General features: G+C 67.3%; 16 protein-coding genes. 11 read left to right on the top strand and 5 right to left on the bottom strand.

The features are described from left to right. Positions 1-226: 226 nt before the first annotated feature. Positions 227-1,579: a glucarate dehydratase gene (gudD, locus tag SB771_RS33175; protein WP_105833173.1), complete on the bottom strand. Its 1,353-nt coding sequence runs from the start codon at positions 1,577-1,579 to the stop codon at positions 227-229. Between the two features lie 361 nt (positions 1,580-1,940). Here gudD and SB771_RS33170 point away from each other — a divergent pair, with 361 nt between their 5' ends. Then, positions 1,941-2,702 (top strand): FadR/GntR family transcriptional regulator, encoded by a 762-nt coding sequence (locus SB771_RS33170; RefSeq protein ID WP_006751845.1) that lies wholly within the window; start codon positions 1,941-1,943, stop codon positions 2,700-2,702. A gap of 219 nt (positions 2,703-2,921) precedes the next feature. On the opposite strand, the gene SB771_RS33165 is transcribed toward SB771_RS33170, so the two are convergent. The 3 genes from SB771_RS33165 to pdxY all read right to left on the bottom strand — a co-directional run bounded on the left by SB771_RS33165 (position 2,922) and on the right by pdxY (position 7,729). Further along, the gene (locus tag SB771_RS33165; protein ID WP_006755533.1) at positions 2,922-4,070 is read right to left on the bottom strand and encodes a branched-chain amino acid ABC transporter substrate-binding protein; all 1,149 of its coding nucleotides are present in this window, start codon (positions 4,068-4,070) and stop codon (positions 2,922-2,924) included. A gap of 349 nt (positions 4,071-4,419) precedes the next feature. After that, the gene (locus SB771_RS33160; protein WP_175661065.1) at positions 4,420-6,564 is read right to left on the bottom strand and encodes a phosphocholine-specific phospholipase C; all 2,145 of its coding nucleotides are present in this window, start codon (positions 6,562-6,564) and stop codon (positions 4,420-4,422) included. Positions 6,565-6,868: 304 nt separating this feature from the next. Continuing rightward, complete coding sequence (gene pdxY / locus SB771_RS33155; RefSeq protein ID WP_006755531.1) at positions 6,869-7,729, bottom strand: pyridoxal kinase PdxY; 861 nt, start codon at positions 7,727-7,729, stop codon at positions 6,869-6,871. Positions 7,730-7,903: 174 nt separating this feature from the next. On the opposite strand from pdxY, the gene SB771_RS33150 reads away from it, so the two are divergent. Then, positions 7,904-8,962, top strand: a complete 1,059-nt coding sequence (locus SB771_RS33150) for an alpha/beta fold hydrolase (RefSeq protein ID WP_175661066.1) — start codon at positions 7,904-7,906, stop codon at positions 8,960-8,962. Between the two features lie 32 nt (positions 8,963-8,994). Here the strand turns inward: SB771_RS33150 and SB771_RS33145 are convergent, their stop codons facing one another. Next, on the bottom strand, positions 8,995-9,993 hold the full coding sequence (locus SB771_RS33145) for an LLM class flavin-dependent oxidoreductase (RefSeq protein WP_011656385.1): 999 nt from the start codon (positions 9,991-9,993) through the stop codon (positions 8,995-8,997). 647 nt (positions 9,994-10,640) lie between these two features. Between SB771_RS33145 and hpnI the strand changes: the two genes are divergently transcribed. From hpnI to SB771_RS33100, 9 genes are all read left to right on the top strand, one after another. Then, a complete protein-coding gene (gene hpnI / locus SB771_RS33140; protein ID WP_175661067.1) occupies positions 10,641-11,819 on the top strand; it encodes a bacteriohopanetetrol glucosamine biosynthesis glycosyltransferase HpnI in 1,179 nt (392 codons plus the stop codon). 197 nt (positions 11,820-12,016) lie between these two features. Beyond that, positions 12,017-13,438: a hopanoid biosynthesis associated radical SAM protein HpnJ gene (gene hpnJ / locus SB771_RS33135; RefSeq protein WP_011656387.1), complete on the top strand. Its 1,422-nt coding sequence runs from the start codon at positions 12,017-12,019 to the stop codon at positions 13,436-13,438. A gap of 3 nt (positions 13,439-13,441) precedes the next feature. Further along, positions 13,442-14,326, top strand: a complete 885-nt coding sequence (gene hpnK, locus SB771_RS33130; RefSeq protein WP_175661068.1) for a hopanoid biosynthesis-associated protein HpnK — start codon at positions 13,442-13,444, stop codon at positions 14,324-14,326. Continuing rightward, positions 14,323-15,366, top strand: a complete 1,044-nt coding sequence (locus SB771_RS33125; RefSeq protein ID WP_175661069.1) for a lysylphosphatidylglycerol synthase domain-containing protein — start codon at positions 14,323-14,325, stop codon at positions 15,364-15,366. The genes hpnK and SB771_RS33125 overlap by 4 nt, the downstream gene beginning before the upstream one ends. A gap of 88 nt (positions 15,367-15,454) precedes the next feature. Next, positions 15,455-16,012 carry a hypothetical protein gene (locus SB771_RS33120; RefSeq protein ID WP_105833828.1) on the top strand — a complete coding sequence of 186 codons (558 nt, stop codon included), beginning with the start codon at positions 15,455-15,457 and terminating at the stop codon, positions 16,010-16,012. Between the two features lie 272 nt (positions 16,013-16,284). After that, positions 16,285-16,974 carry an ABC transporter permease gene (locus SB771_RS33115; protein ID WP_006755250.1) on the top strand — a complete coding sequence of 230 codons (690 nt, stop codon included), beginning with the start codon at positions 16,285-16,287 and terminating at the stop codon, positions 16,972-16,974. Further along, complete coding sequence (locus SB771_RS33110) at positions 16,971-17,684, top strand: ABC transporter permease (RefSeq protein ID WP_175661070.1); 714 nt, start codon at positions 16,971-16,973, stop codon at positions 17,682-17,684. The genes SB771_RS33115 and SB771_RS33110 overlap by 4 nt, the downstream gene beginning before the upstream one ends. A 21-nt stretch (positions 17,685-17,705) precedes the next feature. Continuing rightward, positions 17,706-18,506: an ABC transporter ATP-binding protein gene (locus tag SB771_RS33105; protein ID WP_011656393.1), complete on the top strand. Its 801-nt coding sequence runs from the start codon at positions 17,706-17,708 to the stop codon at positions 18,504-18,506. A gap of 22 nt (positions 18,507-18,528) precedes the next feature. After that, on the top strand, positions 18,529-19,569 hold the full coding sequence (locus SB771_RS33100) for a GlxA family transcriptional regulator (protein ID WP_011656394.1): 1,041 nt from the start codon (positions 18,529-18,531) through the stop codon (positions 19,567-19,569). Positions 19,570-19,738 lie beyond the last annotated feature (169 nt).

The raw sequence follows: 19,738 nt of genomic DNA, 5'->3' as shown, positions 1-19,738 counted from the left end.
CCGACAGACCGACAGACCGACAGACCGACAGACCGACAGACCGACAGACCGACAGACCGACAGACCGACAGACCGACCGGCGGGCCGTGGCCGTGGCCGCCCGAGTTCCGATTCCATTTCCGTTCGATGCCGGCCGGCTTTTCCCGCCCCGCAACCCGCCGATGCGCGGGCGAAGCGACGCATCGCCTTCCGAGCGGGCGGACCCGCCGCCCGGTTCGTCCCGCGCTCAGCGCACGAGGCAGGGGCGCTTGTTGTTGAACGTCCACCCCGGAATCAGATACTGCATCGCCGCCGCATCGTCGCGCGCGCCGAGCCCGTGCTGCTTGTACAGCTCGTGCGCGACCGCGACCGCATCCATGTCGATGTCGATGCCGAGGCCCGGCCGCTTCGGCACTTCAACGAGCCCGTTCTCGATCTTCAGCGGCTCGCGCGTGAGTCGTTCGCCATCCTGCCAGATCCAGTGCGTGTCGATCGCGGTGACCTGGCCGGGCGCCGCGGCCGCGACGTGCGTGAACATCGCGAGCGACACGTCGAAGTGGTTGTTCGAATGCGAACCCCACGTGAGGCCCCAGTCGCGGCACATCTGCGCGACGCGCACCGAGCCCTGCATCGTCCAGAAGTGCGGGTCGGCGAGCGGGATGTCGACGGCGTGCAGCTGCACCGCGTGGCCCATCTGCCGCCAGTCGGTCGCGATCATGTTGGTGGCCGTGGGCAGCCCGGTCGAGCGGCGGAATTCGGCCATCACCTCGCGGCCCGAGTAGCCGTTCTCCGCGCCGCACGGATCTTCCGCGTAGGCGAGCACGTGGTGCAGGTCGCGGCACAGCCGCACGGCCTCGTCGAGCGACCACGCGCCGTTCGGATCGAGCGTCACGCGCGCTTCGGGGAAACGCTCGGCCAGCGCCGTCACGGCTTCGACCTCGCGCGCGCCTTCGAACACGCCGCCCTTCAGCTTGAAGTCGTTGAAACCGTAGCGCGCGTGCGCGGCTTCGGCGAGGCGCACGACCGCCTCGGGCGTCAGCGCGGCCTCGTCGCGCACGCGGGTCCAGTCGTCGGTCGCGCCGCGGCCGTCGCGATAGGGCAGCGCGGTCTTGCCGCGGTCGCCGACGTAGAACAGGTAGCCGAGCATCTCGACGCGCTCGCGCTGCTGCCCTTCGCCGAGCAGCGCGGCCACGGGCACGCCGAGATGCTGGCCGAGCAGGTCGAGCAGCGCGGCTTCGAGCGCGGTGACCGCGTGGATCGTGGTGCGCAGGTCGAACGTCTGCAGGCCGCGGCCGCTCACGTCGCGATCGGCAAAGGTGCGCCGCACGTCGTTGAGCACCGCGTGGTAGTTGCCGACCGGCTGGCCGACGACGAGCGCGCGCGCATCCTCGAGCGTGCGGCGGATGCTTTCGCCGCCCGGCACCTCGCCGACGCCGGTCCGGCCCGCGCTGTCCTTCAGGATCACGAGGTTGCGGGTGAAGAACGGACCGTGCGCGCCGCTCAGGTTGAGCAGCATGCTGTCGTGGCCGGCGACCGGAATGGCTTGCAGCTCGACGATGCGCGGCGTGTCGTGGGAAGGCGAGGCAGTGACGGCGTTCATGGCGGCGATGGCGAAAGAGTGGGCGATGCCGTGCGGCAAAATCTTTGCCGCGCGCGGCGGGAGGTGCGATCATTCGACAACCGACGTGCGCGGCGCGCAAGCCCCGCATGTCGACAGCAACCCGAATGGGCGGGAGCGACCAGCTCGATGCCGATGTCGCGCGCAAGCGCGAAGGTCGGTCGATCGCGAACCACGGGACCGACTAGGCGCCGATGTGCCAGCCTCGGTCAACAGGAGATCCGTGTGGCGATCATCAGTCGTCGGATGACTTGTGACGCAGTATAATGAATCATCGGCGTTCGCTCAAACCCCGCGTAAACCCTCGGCTCACATTACGATCATTCAAAAAGGAACCGGCCTCATGTCCGTGCCCACGCTTCCCGCTGCGCCGCGCCGTCGCGCACGCAGCCTCGCACAAGATGTCGTCGACGCGCTGACCGCGCAGATCGAAAACGGCACGCTGCGTCCCGGTGACAAGCTGCCGACCGAAACCGAAGTCATGGCGGCGCAGGGCGTCAGCCGCACGGTCGTGCGCGAAGCGATCTCGCGGATGCAGGCGAGCCACCTCATCGAGACGCGCCACGGCATCGGCAGCTTCGTGCTCGAACCGTCGCGCCGCCAGGCGCTCGGCATCGATCCCGCGACCATCATGACGCTGCGCGACGTGCTCGCGGTGCTCGAGCTGCGCATCAGCCTCGAAAGCGAATGCGCGAGCCTCGCCGCGCAGCGCGCGAACGACACCGACCTCGCCGCGCTGCGGCGTGCGCTCGACGCGATCGCGTCGGGGGCGGGCGGCGGGCGCGACACCGCGCAGCTCGACTTCAACTTCCACCTGCAGATCGCGCAGTCCACCGGCAACCGCTACTTCGTCGACATCATGACGCAGCTCGGCGCGTCGATCATCCCGCGCACGCGTGTGAACTCGGCGCGCTTCGCCGGCGACGACCTCGAGCGCTATGTCGGCCGGCTCAATCACGAGCACGAGGACATCTACGAGGCGATCGCGCGTCACGATCCGGAAGCCGCGCGTGCTGCCATGCGCACGCACCTGACGAACAGCCGCGAGCGGCTGCGCCGCGCGCACGAGGCGGCCGAGGCGGAACGCGACACGCAGGCGAGCTGACGCGTGGCCGGCCGCACGGCCTGCGCGTCGCGACGGGGCCGTGGCGGCTCGCCTTAATATCGGACATCGTATGAGATCGGCGTCATTGCGCCGATTGTTTCGCGGCCGCGGCACCTTCGCCCGTTCCCGCATCGTGTGGAGGGCAGGTCGGGCGGCGTTCCCGCCGCCGCCCGTCACGCCCGGGGGGCCTGGCTACCCAGGCCCCCCCATCCGGTCCGATCAGCCCCCCTTCGTCACGATCGTCTTCCACGCGCCGTTCTTCACCTGGTACAGCGTCGACATTCCGCTCTTCAGCGAGCCGTCGTTCGCGAACGAGATCCGGCCGGTGATGCCTTCGAAGTCGATCTTCTTCAGCGCCGGACGATAGACCTTCGGATCGGTCGAGTTGGCTGCCTGCATCGCCTTGATCGCGGCCCAGGTCGCGTCGTAGCCGAACTGCGCGTACGACAGCACGTCGACGCCGAAGCGCTTCTTGAACCGCTGCTCGAAATCCTTGCCCTGCGGCAGTTCGTCCAGCGGACGCCCGTATTCCCACGCCATCGCGCCTTCCGCGGCCGGGCCGGCGATCTTGATGAACTCGTTGTCCTTCACGCCGCCGCCGCCGACGAACTTCGCGTTCAGCCCGAGCTGGCGCATCTGCTTGACGAAGTTCGCGGCGAGCGAATCGAGGCCGCCGAAGAAGATCAGGTCGGGGTTCTTGCCCTTCAGGCTCGTGATCTGCGCACGGAAATCGACCGCCTGGTTGCTGGTGAACTCGCGGCCGATGATGTTGCCGCCGGCCGCCTTCACGGCCTTCTCGAACTCGTCCGCCTCGCCCTGGCCGAACGCGGTGCGGTCGTCGATGATCGCGATGCGCTTCGCCTTGGTCACGTCGACTGCGTACTTGCCCGCGTTGCCGGCGTTCTGGCCGTCGGTCGCGATCACCATGAACATGTTCGCGAGCCCGCGCGACGTGAGCGTCGGGTTGGTCGCGGCCGGATCGATCACCGGGATGCCGGCCTTGTCGTAGACGACCGACGCCGGAATCGTCGTCCCGGAGTTGAAGTGGCCGACCACCACCGACACGTTCTGGTCGATCAGCGCCTGCGCGGCCTGCACGCCGATGCGCGGGTCGGCCTGGTCGTCCTGCACGATCAGGTTGAAGTGCGCGGGCTTGCCGGCGATCTGTATCTTCTGCGCGGCGGCATCGTCGAGCGCGAGCTGCACGCCGTTCTGGAGATCCTTGCCGTAGCCGGCGTTCACGCCGGTGAGCGGCGCGGCGAAGCCGACCTTCACGTCGGTCGCGTCGGCGGCCCGGGCGGCTTGTTGCGAGAGGAGGGCAAAGGCGGAGATGACCGACACCGACAGCAGGGAATGACGGAATTTCATGTTCGTTCCTCTTGTTCTACACCAGCGGGTGGATACCGCACGCAGCCGGCGGGCCGGACGCGTGCGACGGGTGGGCGGTTCGACCGCTTCTCGGAATCGGGCGGGGAGGTCGGCATGTTGATGATTCCCGGAAGAATCTCCCGTCAGGCTCGGCGAGGAGCCCCGATCGTCTCGATATATAGGTCGCCGATATGCACGGGTCTTGGCAATTTGCCGCGCATTCGATGCGGATTTGCGCATAGCTTCCGCGCGTGCGCGGGCGGCCGGTATCGGGAGTTTCCCGTCACGAGCGGACGGGAGGCAGGATGGGCGGCGCGGCCCCGGCGGGGCCGCGCCGCGTTCGACGTCGTCAGTCGGACAGGGCGTCCGATGCGGCTTCGGCGTCGTCGTGCGACGCGTTCGTGCGGATCGCCGGGTCGCTCGTGCTCGGGCGGCCGGTCTCGACGTGGCCCGCGAAGCGGCGCAGGAAGCCGAGCGCACGGCCGTCGCTGACGGTCAGGTCGTACCAGCCGTGACTGCCGCGCAGATCCCAGTAGTCGTCGACGTGCGCGCCCGGCGCGAGGTCGAACGTGCGCGCGCGGCCGTGGCCGTACGCGTTCGTCACCTTGAGCTGCACGGCCTTGTGGCCGCGGTTCATCAGGCGCAGCGTGATGTTGCCGTTCGCGACGTCGTAGCCGTAGATCACCTCGGGGTTCACGCTCGCGCTGCCGACGCCGGTCGCGAACGGGCCGCGGAAATGGCAGTAGAAGCCGTTCGGGCCGTACACGTCGAGGTCGTACAGGCCGAGCGACGGCGCGGCGCTCCACGTATCGGCGACCCGCTTGCCGGCTTCGACCGTGTACGCCCACGGGCCGTCGAGTCGATTGCGCGACTGCACCTGGAATGCCGCGCCCGCGCGGCCGGTGTTCGCGAAGGTCAGCCGGAACAGGCCGTTCACGGCTTCGACGCGGCCGTGCACGAACAGCTCGTACGGCAGCGCGCGCGCCGGACGCAGCCCGGCCTCCTGTTTCGGCAGCTTCTGCAGCACCGGCGGCACCGGGATGTAGTCGGGGTGGCGCACGCGATCGGGCGGCGCATAGCCGCTCGTGTCGGGCAGCGTCGGCCACGCGGCGTCGGCGGTCGCGAATTCGAACGCCGACGTCAGGTCGCCGCACACCGCACGGCGCCACGGCGACACGTTGGCGGCCGTCACCGGATACTGCGCGCCGAAACGCGCTTCGATGAATTGCAGCAGCGACGTGTGATCGAAGGTCTGCGAGCAGACCCAGCCGCCCTTGGTCCACGGCGACACGACCAGCATCGGCACGCGCGGCCCGAGCCCGTACGGGCCGGCCATGTGCGACGCGTCGCCGGCGAACACCTCGTTGGTCGTTGCGACCGTCGACAGCCCGTTGTCGCGCGACTGCGGCGCGAACGGCGGCGGCACGTGGTCGAAGAAGCCGTCGTTCTCGTCGTAGGTGATGAAGAGTGCGGTCTTGCTCCACACGTCCGGATTCGACACGAGCACCTTCAGCACTTGCTCGATGTACCACGCGCCGTAGTTGGCCGGCCAGTTCGGGTGTTCCGAGTACGCTTCCGGCGCGCAGATCCACGACACCTGCGGCAGCGTGCCGTTCTTCACGTCCTGCTGCAGCACGTCGAACAGCGTCCCGCCGGCGCTGATGTTGGTGCCGGTGCGCGCCTTGTCGTACAGCGGCGTGCCGGGCAGCGCGCTGCGGTACTGGTTGAAGTAGAGCAGCGCGTTGTCGCCGTAGTTGCCGATGTACGGGTTCTGCGTCCAGCCCCACGAGCCCTTCGCGTCGAGCCCGATGCCGACGTCCTGGTAGATCTTCCACGACACGCCGGCCTGCTCGAGCACTTCCGGATAGGTCGTCCAGCCGTAGCCCGTTTCGTCGTTGCCAAGCACCGGGCCGCCGCCCTTGCCGTCGTTGCCGACGTAGCCGGTCCACATGTAGTAGCGGTTCGGGTCGGTCGAACTCGGGATCGCGCAGTGGTACGCGTCGCAGATCGTGAATGCGTCGGCGAGCTGATAGTGGAACGGGATGTCGTCGCGCTTCAGGTACGCCATCGTCGTGGTGCCCTTGTTCGGCACCCACTGGTCGTAGCGGCCCTTGTTCCACGCGGCGTGCATGTCCTGCCAGCCGTGCGGCAGGTCCTGCAGGAACTGCAGGCCGAGCTTGTCCGCGCCCGGGTGAAACGGCAGCAGCTCGGCCGGGCCAACCGGCTGATGGAACACCGACTTGCCGTTCGCGAGGCGCAGCGGGCGGGGATCGCCGAAGCCGCGCACGCCGCGCATCGTGCCGAAGTAGTGGTCGAACGAACGGTTCTCCTGCATCAGGATCACGATGTGTTCGATATCGCGGATGGTGCCGGTACGGCGGTTCGCCGGAATCGCAAGCGCATCGCGGATCACGGGCGGGAACAGGTTCAGCGCGGCGGCGCCGGCAGTGCCGGCGGCGACGCGCAGGAAGTCACGACGGTTCGATCGGGTCATGGTCGTTATCGTGGGTCAAGGAAGGGAGCCGATTGGCGGGACATGCGGGAAAAATTCGGCGCGTCCGGGCGCAGGATGCGGCTGCGCCGGTCGTGCCGTCGCGAGCATAGCGGGGAATCGGTGTCATTCATGTGAAGTCCGGAAACGTTTGCACGCACGGACCGGACAGAACCCGAACGGCATGGCGCCGGCGAGCGAACTGCGGGGGAGAGGCGAAGGCGGCAGCGCGCGCGGCACGCCTGAGAAGCGGGGGATACCGGAGGATTCGACGAGATTCGGAGGGTTCGCGGCCGATGCGGGCGCATCACGCGTCGGTCACCCACGCGCCGAACCATTCGCTCGGGCGCGCGATTTCGTCCTGCGCGGCGACGAGTTCGAGTTCGTAGCGGCGCGCGTCGTAGGTCGCCTTCACGACCGCGTGCACGGCCGCGAGCGTGTGCTCGAACGCGGCGCGCACCGAGTCGCCGCGCAGCCGGCGCGCGACGAAAATCGCGCTGGTGAGATCGCCCACGCCGACCGGATGGCGCGGAAACGCATACAGCGGGCGCTGGCCGATCCACGCTTCGGTTTCGGTGACGGCGAGCATGTTGAAGCGGTCGGCCGGGCTGTTGCGGTCGTGCAGGTGCTTGACGAGGACGATCTTCGGGCCGCGGCGGATCAGCGCGCGGCACGCGTCGACGGCTTCGGCGACGGTCTCGATGCGCCGGCCGGCGAGCTTCTGCAGCTCGGTGTGGTTCGGCGACATGCCGTCGGCGAGCGCCGGCATCTCCTGGACGATGAATTCCTCGACGCCGGGTTCGGGCCGCACGCCGCCCGTCTGGCCCATCGCCGGATCGCAGAAGTACCACGCGTTCGGGTTCATCGCCTTCACCGTGCGCACGATCTCGACCGTCGCGCGCGCCTGCGGCGGCGAGCCGACGAAGCCGGACAGCACCGCGTCGCAGCGCTTGAGCGCGCCGATCGCGGCGACGCCGTCGACGAGCTGCTCCATCTTCGCCGCGTCGATCGCGCTGCCGGCCCAGTGGCCGTACTGCATGTGATTCGACAGCTGGACGGTGTTGAGCGGCCAGACGTTGACGCCGAGGCGCTGCATCGGAAACACGGCCGCGCTGTTGCCGGCGTGTCCGTAGATCACGTGCGACTGAATGCTGAGGACGTTTTTCATGAGTGTTCGCCTGCAGGCGTTTCAGGGTCACGACACACGATACCCGAGTTCGTCGCGCGCGCGGAAGTCGCACGGCCATCGAGTGTTGCGCGCCGTCGTCAGCCCGACCGCGTAGAATCGCGGGGCGCGAAGCCGCCCGGTTGCGCGCGTGCATTTCCCCTTACCGTGATCGCCATGCTCTCGATTTGCAAGATGTTGTCCCTCGCGCGCGCCGCCGTGCTCGGCGCCGGCGTCGCCGCGGCATGCGCGACCTCCGCCGTGGCCGCCGCGCCGGCGCCGGCCGGCAACGACGGACCCGCGTACGGCCCCCGCCTGGAAGGGTTCGACTATCCGGAGCCGGTGCATCGCTACGCGTTCGTGTCGCAGCGCGAAACCCTCGAGATGATGTACATGGACGTGCAGCCGACGCACCCGAACGGCCGCACGGTCGTGCTGCTGCATGGGAAGAACTTCTGCGCGGCGACCTGGGAGGACACGATCGGGGTGCTGAGCCGCGCCGGCTATCGCGTGGTCGCGCCGGACCAGATCGGCTTCTGCAAGTCGTCGAAGCCCGAACGCTATCAGTACAGCTTCCAGCAGCTCGCGCGCAACACGCATGCGCTGCTCGAGTCGATCGGCGTGAAATCGGCGACGCTCGTCGGCCATTCGACGGGCGGGATGCTCGCGATGCGCTATGCGCTGATGTATCCGAAGGCCACCGACCAGCTCGTGCTGGTGAACCCGATCGGCCTCGAGGACTGGAAGGCGCTCGGCGTGCCGCCGCTGCCGGTCGACTACTGGTATGCGCGCGAACAGAAGACGAACGCGGACGGCATCCGCCGCTACGAACAGGCGACCTACTACGCGGGCAAGTGGTCGCCCGCCTACGAGCGCTGGGTGCAGATGCTCGCCGGTATGTATCGCGGGCCGGGCCGCGACGCGGTCGCGTGGAACTCGGCGCTGGTCTACGACATGATCCTCACCCAGCCGGTGGTCTACGAACTCGGCGCGATCCGCGTGCCGACGCTGCTGCTGATCGGCGACAAGGACACGACCGCGATCGGCAAGGAGGTGGCGCCGCCCGACGTGCACGCGAAGCTCGGCCATTACCCGGAACTCGCGAAGCGTACGCAGGCGGCGATCCCCGGCGCGCAGCTCGTCGAATTCCCGGCGCTCGGCCACGCGCCGCAGATCCAGGATCCGGACGCGTTCCACAAGGCGCTGCTCGACGGGCTGGACGCGGTGCACCCGTAGTGACGTGACGGCGGGCGCCCGCGCCCGTCCGGTCAGCGGGTTTCGTTCGCGAGTTCGTCGCGGATCTGCGCCGCCAGCTCGAACGAGCGCACCCGCGCGGCGTGATCGTAGATCTGCGCGGTGATGATCACCTCGTCCGCACCCGTCTGTGCGATCCGGTCGCGCAGCTTGTCGCGCACCGTGTCGCGCGAGCCGACGGCCGCGAACGACAGCGCGTGCGCGACGTTCGCGAGTTCGAATTCACTCGCCTCGAGCGCGTCGACCGGCGGCGGCAGCTTGCCCGGCGTGCCGCGGCGCAGGTTGATGAACTGCTGCTGCAGCGACGTGAAGAGGCGCCGCGCCTCGTCGTCGGTATCGGCCGCGAACACGTTGATACCGACCATCGCATGCGGCTTCGGCCACGCGGCCGACGGCCGGTACTGCGCGCGATAGAGTTCGAGCGCACGCATCAGGTAGTCCGGCGCGAAGTGCGACGCGAACGCGAACGGCAGCCCGAGCATCGCGGCAAGCTGTGCGCTGAACAGACTCGAACCCAGCAGCCACACGGGCACGTCCAGCCCCGCCCCGGGCACCGCGCGCACGCGCTGGCCGGGCACCGGTTCCGCGAAGTAGCGCTGCAGCTCGGCGACGTCGTCCGGAAACGAGTCGGCGCTGCCGATCAGGTCGCGGCGCAGCGCGCGCGACGTGGTCTGGTCGGTGCCGGGCGCGCGGCCGAGCCCGAGGTCGATGCGCCCCGGATACAGCGACGCGAGCGTGCCGAACTGTTCGGCGATCACGAGCGGCGCATGGTTCGGCAGCATGATCCCGCCCGAGCCGACGCGGATCGTCTTCGTCGCGCCCGCGACATGACCGATCACGACGGCCGTCGCCGCGCTCGCGATGCCGGGCATGTTGTGATGTTCGGCGAGCCAGTAGCGCCGGTAACCAAGGCGCTCCGCGTGCTGCGCGAGATCGACGGTATTGCGGAAAGCCTGCGCGGCGTCCGCGCCGGCGGGAATGGGGGCGAGATCGAGTACGGAAAACGGAATCATCGGTGGCCTTCTAAAGGGAGGGGCGCGGTGATGCGCGTGCGCAACAGATGTCGACGATTTTGCCAAAGGGTTCCGGAACGCGCTGGCGACGCACGGATACCCATGCGCCTTTCAGGGGTGCAAGGTTGCATAGGATGGGAGGTCGCGATCGTTGCAGAAATCAATTCAATCCCCAAATAATGACCAAACTTTACGGGGATTGGACATGTCTTCGCATCGACATACAAAATTCCACGAAACGTCTGATTTTCAAGACTGCAATACGCCTGCAAAGTGCTTACGCTAGCGTGAACGTAGTGGCACCCGAATGGTTTGCCGATCGCACAGCTTTGCCGAAATCGCACAAGTCCGTTTCGCGCGACGTCACGCGCGGGCCGACTTGCGCTGCTAAAATCCGGCGCCTGTTCATGTTGTGCCGATGTTCGCCATTCGAATCTTCCCGCATCCCGTCCGGGCATCGCGCGGAAATGTGCCACGCGAAGCCGGTGCCGGTCGCATTCGGGGAATGGGCCGAGCCTCGCCATTACAGACGCTGCTGGAACAAGGAGTCGGGTCGTGCCCGCGTTCGTTGCTGTCGGAATACCCAATCGCGTTCAACCAGGTTCAATCGATCGGCACGGCGCCCGCGTCGCCCGGGAGGCCCGCGCATGACGCCGATCGTCACGCTGCTCGACTGGCTCCTGCTCGCATTCACGCTGGCCGCGTCCGGCTACGCGCTCGCCGCGGCCTTCGCGCCGCGCCCGCGCACGCCGCGCACCGCGGCGCGCGACGGCTTCGCGCCCGTCAGCGTGCTCAAGCCGCTGTGCGGCGCGGAGCCGCACCTGTACGAGAACCTCGCGACGTTCTGCGAGCAGCGCCATCCGCGCCATGAAGTGCTGTTCGGCGTCGCGTCGGCGGCCGATCCGGCCGTCGCCGTCGTCGAGCGCTTGCGCGCCGACTATCCGGAGTGCGACATCACGCTCGTGATCGACGCGCGCGTGCACGGCAAGAACCTGAAGGTCAGCAACCTGATCAATCTGGCCGAACGCGCGAAATACGGCCACATCGTGATCGCCGACAGCGACATCGCGGTGAAGCCCGACTATCTGGAACGCGTGACCGCGCCGCTCGCCGACGCGTCGGTCGGCGTCGTCACGTGTCTGTATCATGCGCGCAGCGTCGGCGGGTTCTGGACGCGGATCGGCGCGCAGTTCGTCGATGCGTGGTTCGCGCCGTCGGTGCGGATCGCGCACCTCGGCCGCTCGAGCCACTTCGGCTTCGGCGCGACGCTCGCGCTGACGCGCGACACGCTCGACCGGATCGGCGGCTTGATCGCGCTGAAGGACGAGCTGGCCGACGATTTCTGGCTCGCCGAACTGCCGCGCCGCCTCGGGCGACGCACCGTGCTGTCCGAGGTCGAGGTCGCGACCGACGTGATCGAACCGTCGTTCGGGCCGCTCTGGCACCGCGAGACGCGCTGGCTGCGCACGATCCGTTCGCTGAACCCGGCTGGCTTCACGTTCCTGTTCATCACGTTTACCGCGCCGTGGCTCGCGATCGGCGCGGCGCTCGCGCTGCGCCTCGACGGCACCTTCGCCGGCACGCTGGCGGGTGGCGCGGCCATCGTGGGCACGTTCGGGCGGCTGGTGCTGCACGCGCGCGGCGAGGACGGCTGGCGCGCGTTCTGGCGCGATCTGCCGCTTGTCGCGGTGCGCGACACGCTGCTCACGCTCGAATGGCTCGCGGCCGCGTTCGGCACGCACGTCGTGTGGCGCGGCGCGCGGATGACGGTCGTCGGCGGCGAGCGTGCGACGGCGGCGGCGGTGGAGGGCGGGGACGGCCGTTAACGCACGTTAACGCACGTTGCCCGAGGGAGCGGCCGTGCGCGCGTTCCCCGATCGAATTCGGCCTGAGGGCCGAGACGCGTCGCGCGGCCACGCCGCGCGACGCGACATGACAGAGTGGCGGGCGCCGGCACGGCGGCCCGCGGGTTATTGACTGAATCGTTGAAACGAATCGAACTATGCAGGCTACCGGAGCAATCATGAAAACGCTGTTCTTGCAGGCCCCTTCGTATGACGGCTTCGACGGCGGAGCCGGCTCGCGCTATCAGGCGAAGCGCGAAATCCGTTCCTTCTGGTACCCGACGTGGCTCGCGCAGCCGGCCGCGCTCGTACCGGGCAGCCGCGTCGTCGACGCACCGGCCGACGGGCTGTCGGTCGAGGAAACGCTGAAGATCGCCAACGACTACGACCTCGTGATCATCCACACGAGCACGCCGTCGTTCCCGACCGACGCGATGTTCGCGCAGGACCTGAAGAAGATGAAGCCGTCGATGCTGGTCGGCATGGTCGGCGCGAAGGTGATGGTCGATCCGCACAACTCGCTCACGGCGAGCGACGCCATCGACTTCGTGTGCCGCGAGGAATTCGACTTCACCTGCAAGGAAATCGCCGAAGGCCGGCCGTTCTCGCAGATCAAGGGCTTGAGCTGGCGCGCGAAGGACGGCTCGATCGAGCACAACGAAGCGCGTCCGATCCTCGAGAACATGGACGAGCTGCCGTTCGTCGCGCCCGTCTACAAGCGCGACCTGAAGATCGACAACTACTTCATCGGCTACCTCAACTATCCGTACGTATCGATCTACACGGGCCGCGGCTGCAAGTCGCGCTGCACGTTCTGCCTGTGGCCGCAGACGGTCAGCGGCCATCGCTACCGCACGCGCTCGGTCGAGAACGTGCTCGCGGAAGCCAAGTGGATCCGCGACAACATGCCGGAAGTGAAGGAACTGATGTTCGACGACGACACCTTCACCGACGATCTGCCGCGCGCCGAAGCCATCGCCATCGGCCTGGGCAAGCTCGGCATGACGTGGTCGTGCAACGCGAAGGCGAACGTGCCGTACAAGACGCTGAAGGTCATGAAGGAGAACGGCCTGCGCCTGCTGCTGGTCGGCTTCGAATCCGGCGACGACCAGATCCTCGTGAACATCAAGAAGGGCGTGCGCACCGATTTCGCGCGCCGCTTCAGCGCGGACTGCAAGAAGCTCGGCATCAAGATCCACGGCACCTTCATCCTCGGCCTGCCGGGCGAGACGCAGGAAACCATCAAGAAGACGATCGAGTACGCGAAGGAAATCAATCCGCACACGATCCAGGTGTCGCTCGCCGCGCCGTATCCGGGCACGACGCTGTACAAGCAGGCCGTCGAGAACGGCTGGATGGAAGAGAACAAGACCATCAACCTGGTCAGCAAGGAAGGCGTGCAGCTCGCGGCGATCGGCTATGCGCACCTGTCGCGCGACGAGATCTATCACCAGCTCGAGCAGTTCTATCGTCAGTTCTATTTCCGTCCGTCGAAGATCTGGGAGATCGTCCGCGAGATGCTGACGAGCTGGGACATGATGAAGCGCCGTCTGCGCGAAGGCGTCGAGTTCTTCCGCTTCCTGCGCGCGCACGAGGCCTGATTCGTGACGACGCAGCGGGCGGCGCGGGCGCTGATCTTCACCGCGGACGACTTCGGGCTGCATCCGCGCGTCAACGCGGCGGTCGAGCGCGCGCATCGCGACGGCGTGCTGAACGCCGCGAGCCTGATGGTCGGTGCGCCCGCCGCGCACGATGCGATCGAACGCGCGCGGCGGCTGCCGTCGCTCGCGGTCGGCCTGCATCTCGTCCTCGCGGACGGGCCGGCCATGCTGCCCGCGCATGAGATTCCCGCGCTCGTCGGCCCCGACGGGCGGTTCGGCGACGCGATGGCGAAGGACGGCTGCCGCTTCTTCTTCCTGCCGCACGTGCGTGCGCAACTGCGCCGCGAGATCCGCGCGCAGTTCGACGCGTTCGCGGCGAGCGGCCTGCCGCTCGATCACGTGAACGCGCACAAGCATTTCCACCTGCATCCGACCGTGCTGTCGCTGATCATCGAGATCGGCCGCGACTACGGGTTGCGCGCGGTGCGGCTGCCGTATGAAACGAGCGCGCCCGCGCTGCTCAAGCCGTGGATCGCGCTGGTGCGCGCCCGGCTCGATCGCGCGGGGCTCGCGCACAACGACTACGTGGTCGGGATCGCGCATACGGGCGCGATGGACGAGCGCGTGCTGCTCGACGCGCTCGCCGCGCTGCCGCCCGGTGTCGGCGAGATCTACTGTCATCCGGCCGAGGCCGGCGACGGTCCGATCACGCCGACGATGGCCGATTACCGCCCGGTCGACGAACTCGACGCGCTGCTGTCGCCGCGCGTCGCGGCCGCGCTGAAGGCGGCCGACGTCGCGACCGGCGGGTTTGCGGACGTGTTCGGCCAGCTTGCGGGGCGCAGCGGCACGCGTGCGTCGCGCGAAGCGGGGGCACACTCGTCATGACCCGGTGGATCAAATGGCTCGGCTGGCCGATCGGCATCGCGATCCTGCTCGCGCTGGGGCTGCACGAAGGCATCGGCGACGTGTCGCGGATGCTCGAACGCGCCGGCTTCACGCTGCTGTGGCTCGTGCCGTTCCACGCGCTGCCGCTGCTGCTCGACGCGTATGCGTGGCACCAGCTGCTCGACCGGCGCGCGTCGCTGCCATTTTTGTGGTGGATCGCGACCGTGCGCGAAGCCGTGAACCGGCTGCTGCCCGTGGTCGGGATCGGCGGCGAGCTGGTCGGGATCCGGATCGCGCGCTGGCAGGTGCCCGACGCGAGCCGCGTGACCGCGTCGGTGATCGTCGAGGTGCTGGTGACGATCGTCGTCCAGTATGCGTTCGCGGCGCTCGGCCTCGTGCTGCTGCTCGCGACCACGCACGACATGGGCGGCGGCACGATCGGCCTGGCGCTGCTGCTGACGCTGCCGTTGCCGGTGCTCGGCGTGGTGCTGATGCGGCGCGGCGGCATCTTCCACGCGATCGAGCGCTTCGCGGGGCGTCTGCTCGGCGATTCGCACCGGTTGCTGCAGGGCGTCGACGGCCGCCGGCTCGATGCCGACATCGACGCGCTGATGTCGCGCACGGCGCTGCTGTTCAGTGCGTTCTTCTGGCAACTGGCCGGCTACGTGCTCGGCGCGCTCGAAATTTACTGGGCGCTCGCGCTGCTCGGGCATCCGGTCTCGATCGGCGGCGCGATCGCGATCGAGGCGATGACGCAGGCCGTGCGGCATGCGGCGTTCATGGTGCCGGGCGGCCTCGGCGTGCAGGAGGCGACCGTCGTGCTGCTCGCGCAGATGTTCGGCGTCGATCGCGAGACGGCGCTGTCGCTCGCGCTGGTCAAGCGCGGCCGCGAGGTGCTGTTCGGCTGCGTGGCGCTCGGTTCGTGGCAGCTTGCCGAGCTCGTGCGCACGCGCCGCCGCATCCGTGGGCTGCCGGCCGGGTCGGATGATGCACCGCCCGCGCGCCGCAAGGCCGACGCGCGCACCGAAACGACGCATTGAACGCGAGACGGGGCGCGCGCGCCGTCTCGCGCTTTTGGCGTTGCGCGGGTATCCTTGGCGCGTGTTTTCTCGACGCGCAATTCCTCAGATGATTTTTCGTTTCCGGCTGCTCCCCGTCACGATGCTGGCCGCCGCACTGGCGCTTGCCGGCTGCGACGACAAGCAAGGCAATCTCGACGTGCAACGCATCAGGGACTTTTTCACCGCGATCAAGCCGGCGCCGCTGCTGCTCAAGGGGCTGAAGGTCGGCGTATCGACCGAGGCCGACGTGCGCGGCACGATGGGAAAGCCCGACACCGAGCGCACCTTCACCGACGGCTCCAAGCGTCTCGAATATCCGCGTGGCCCGATGGGCAATCAGACCTGGTTCGTCGATCTCGACGCGAGCGGGCACTACGCGGGCGCCACACAGGTGCTGACCGCCGAGAACTTCGCGAAGGTGCGCCCGGGGATGGACGAGGACGAGGTGCGGCGCCTGCTCGGCAAGCCGGGCGACATCGCGCAATATCCGCTGAAGCCCGAGACGGTGTGGAGCTGGCGCTGGCTCGAGGATGGCGTGAACACCGACGCGTTCTTCAACGTCCATTTCGGCCCGGACGGGCTCGTCTATACGACTTCGCGCTCCGACATCCTGAAGGGGCACTGAACCCGCCTTCCGGCGCCGGCGCTATATCGAAAAAGCGACCGGAAAATTGCAAAAAGCCCGCTTCCCTGCGTGTCATCCGACTGTCAGGAAGCGGGTTTTTTCCTTTTGAAACAGGGGCGTAGGCGGGGCCTGCAAATGATCGAGCGAATTGTTGCGCTGCAACAGTCGCGCGCACGGTGATTTGAGGCAATCATTTTCGCTTGCGACTATCCGCGTCAGCCCGGCGCGACAGAAGTTTGCGTGCCGGTGTTCATTCAACACTGGAGACGCGCGTGTTCCTTTACGGCTTTGGTCCCGTCCTCTGGGCCGGCACCGTGCAGACCATCGAGCTGTCGGTGCTGTCGCTCGCTGCCGCGGTGGCGCTGGGACTGATCGGCGCGGTGGCGAAGCTGTCGCACAACCGGGTGCTGCGAGCGATCGCGACCGGTTATACGACGCTGATCCGCTCGGTGCCCGATCTCGTCCTGATGCTGCTGTTGTTCTACAGCATTCAGATCTGGCTGAACCAGTTCACCGACCTCGTCGGCTGGGAGCAGATCGACATCGATCCGTTCGTCGCCGGCGTGCTGACGCTCGGCTTCATCTACGGCGCGTACTTCACCGAGACGTTTCGCGGCGCGTTCCTGTCGGTGCCGCGCGGCCAGCTCGAGGCCGGCGCGGCGTACGGGATGAGCGGGATGCGCGTGTTCGTGCGGATCATGTTTCCGCAGATGATGCGCTTCGCGCTGCCGGGCATCGGCAACAACTGGCAGGTGCTCGTGAAGGCGACCGCGCTGGTGTCGATCATTGGCCTCGCGGACGTCGTGAAGGCCGCGCAGGACGCCGGCAAGAGCACGTTCAACATGTTCTTCTTCATCCTCATTGCGGCGCTGATCTACCTCGCGATCACGACCGTCTCCAACCTCGTGCTGATCCAGCTCGAGAAGCGTTATTCCATGGGCGTGCGCCACGCAGAACTATGATCGAGATCCTCCAGGAATTCGGCCGGGCGTTCCTTTACTGGGACGGCCAGCGCCTCTCCGGCCTTGCGGTGACGCTGTGGCTGCTCGTAGCATCGATTTCGCTCGGCTTCGTGTGCGCGGTGCCGCTTGCGGTCGCGCGCGTGTCGAAGAACAAGTGGCTGTCGATGCCGGTGCGGTTCTACACGTACGTGTTTCGCGGCACGCCGCTCTACGTGCAGTTGCTGCTGATGTACACGGGCATGTACAGCCTCGAGTTCGTGCGTTCGCATTCGCTGCTCGACGCGTTCTTCAGGAGCGGCTTCAACTGCGCGATTCTCGCGTTCGCGCTGAACACCTGCGCGTACACGACCGAGATCTTCGCGGGCGCGATTCGCGCGATTCCGCACGGCGAGGTCGAGGCGGCGCGTGCGTACGGGATGACGCCGTTCACGATGTACCGCCGGGTGATCCTGCCGTCGGCGCTGCGCCGCGCGCTGCCGCTGTACAGCAACGAGGTGATCCTGATGCTGCACGCGACCACCGTGGCGTTCACGGCGACCGTGCCCGACATCCTGAAGGTCGCGCGCGACGCCAATTCCGCGACCTACATGGCGTTCCAGTCGTTCGGGATCGCCGCGCTGATCTATCTTGCGGTATCGTTCGCACTCGTCGCGGCATTTCGCCGGGCGGAGCGCCACTGGCTCGCGTATCTCGCGGCCGGCCGTTATTGATTTCACTTCGAGGAGAGCCAGTTGGCCGAGATCACTCAAACGAGCGCGTCCGCTTCCACCAAGCTTGCCGCGGTCGACATTCACAAGCGCTATGGCGATAACGAGGTGCTCAAGGGCGTATCGCTGAACGCGAAAGCCGGCGACGTCATCAGCATCATCGGCGCCAGCGGGTCCGGCAAGAGCACGTTCCTGCGCTGCATCAATTTTCTCGAGCGGCCGAATGCGGGGCAGATCGTCGTCGACGGCGAGACCGTGCGCACGAAGCCCGACCGCGCCGGCGCGCTCGAGGTCGCCGATCACAAGCAGTTGCAGCGTATCCGCACGAAGCTCGCGATGGTGTTCCAGCACTTCAATCTGTGGGCGCACATGAACGTGCTCGAGAACGTGATGGAAGCGCCGGTGCACGTGCTCGGCATTTCGAAGCGGGAAGCCGAGGAGCGCGCACGCGCGTACCTGGAGAAGGTCGGGCTGGCGCCGCGTGTCGAGAAGCAGTATCCGTCGCATCTGTCGGGCGGCCAGCAGCAGCGTGTCGCGATTGCGCGTGCGCTCGCGATGCATCCGGACGTGATGTTGTTCGACGAGCCGACGTCGGCGCTCGACCCGGAGCTCGTCGGTGAAGTGCTGAAGGTGATGCAGAAGCTGGCCGAGGAAGGCCGCACGATGATCGTCGTCACGCACGAGATGGGTTTTGCGCGCAATGTGTCGAACCACGTGATGTTCCTGCATCAGGGGCGGACCGAGGAAGAGGGCGATCCGAAGGAGGTGCTGGTGCGTCCGCAGAGCGAGCGTCTGAAGCAGTTCCTGTCGGGCAGCCTCAAGTAACGCGACGGGCGGGTTTTCATACGTGGTACCGGTGACTCGTCCCGCAGGCGCCACCCGCACGACGCAGGTGGCGATCGTTGCATTGCCGCCCGTGTCGATGTCGGGTGTGGGGCCGATCGTCGATGCGTTGAATCTCGCGAACGAGATCGACGGGCGCTTGCTGTATCGCTGGCAGGTGTGTTCGTGGGACGGGCGGCCCGTGCCGCTCGCCGGCGGCGCGCAGTGGCACGCCGATGCGGCGTTCAACGATGCTGTCGCGTGCGACTGGCTGATCGTCGTGTCGGAGCGGTTTCAGCAGTTTGCCGACTACCGGTTGTTTCTCGCGAGTCTTGCGCGCATTGGGCAGCGCACGCCGGTCGTCACGGGGATTCACCACGGCGTGTGGTGGCTCGCGATGGCCGGGCAGCTTTCCGGGTATCGGGTGAGCGTGAACTGGGAGACGTATCAGCAGTTCGCCGAGCAGTTCGAGCGGTCGATCGTCACGCAGCAGATCTTCGAGATCGATCGCGATCGGGCGACCTGTGCCGGTGGGCAGGCTACCGTCGATTTCATGCTGGCGATGATCGGGCGCGAACATGGGGCGGATCTCGCGGAGCGGATTGCCGATGCGCTCGGCGCCGGGACGCTGCGCAGCGGTGAGGAGCGGCAGCGGATTCCTTTCGTTACTGCGCCCGGCGAGCGGCATCCTCGGCTCAACGACGCGTTGCTGCTCATGGAAGCCAATATCGAGGATCCTTTGACTACCGATGAGATAGCCGGGCTTGTCGGCGTGTCGCGGCGGCAACTCGAGCGGCTCTTTCGACAGTATCTCGGGGCCATGCCCTCCAAGTATTACCTCAATCTTCGACTGCTCAAGGCGCGCACTCAGTTGCAGCGGACCAGTAAGTCGGTCGTTCAAGTCAGTCTCGCCTGTGGGTTCTCTTCTGCTGCGCATTTTTCTAATGCCTATCGGGAGCGGTTTGGGGTTACGCCTCGGGAAGATCGGCGGGCATGGCTCGAGAAACAGACCGGTGGGGGGAGTGAGCCTCGGGGGGGCGCTCTTGTCGAGCGGGGGAAGGATTAAGGTCTGGTTTTTGGTGGTGCGCGTAGGTTTTCGTGAAGCACCTGCAATCGTGTCGGTCTATTAGCGTCGCCCCTGCGCGGGGCGGCGGTTACTTTTCTTTGTCTTGCCAAAGAAAAGTAACCAAAAGAAAGGCGCTCAGACAACGCATGACCTCCCGGTGCCATAGCCA

The organism is Burkholderia sp. SIMBA_051 (assembly GCF_046534915.1).
Lineage (GTDB): Bacteria > Pseudomonadota > Gammaproteobacteria > Burkholderiales > Burkholderiaceae > Burkholderia > Burkholderia ambifaria.
Note: the sequence above shows the minus strand (reverse complement) of the source record. Positions and strands in the feature narration are given on the sequence as shown.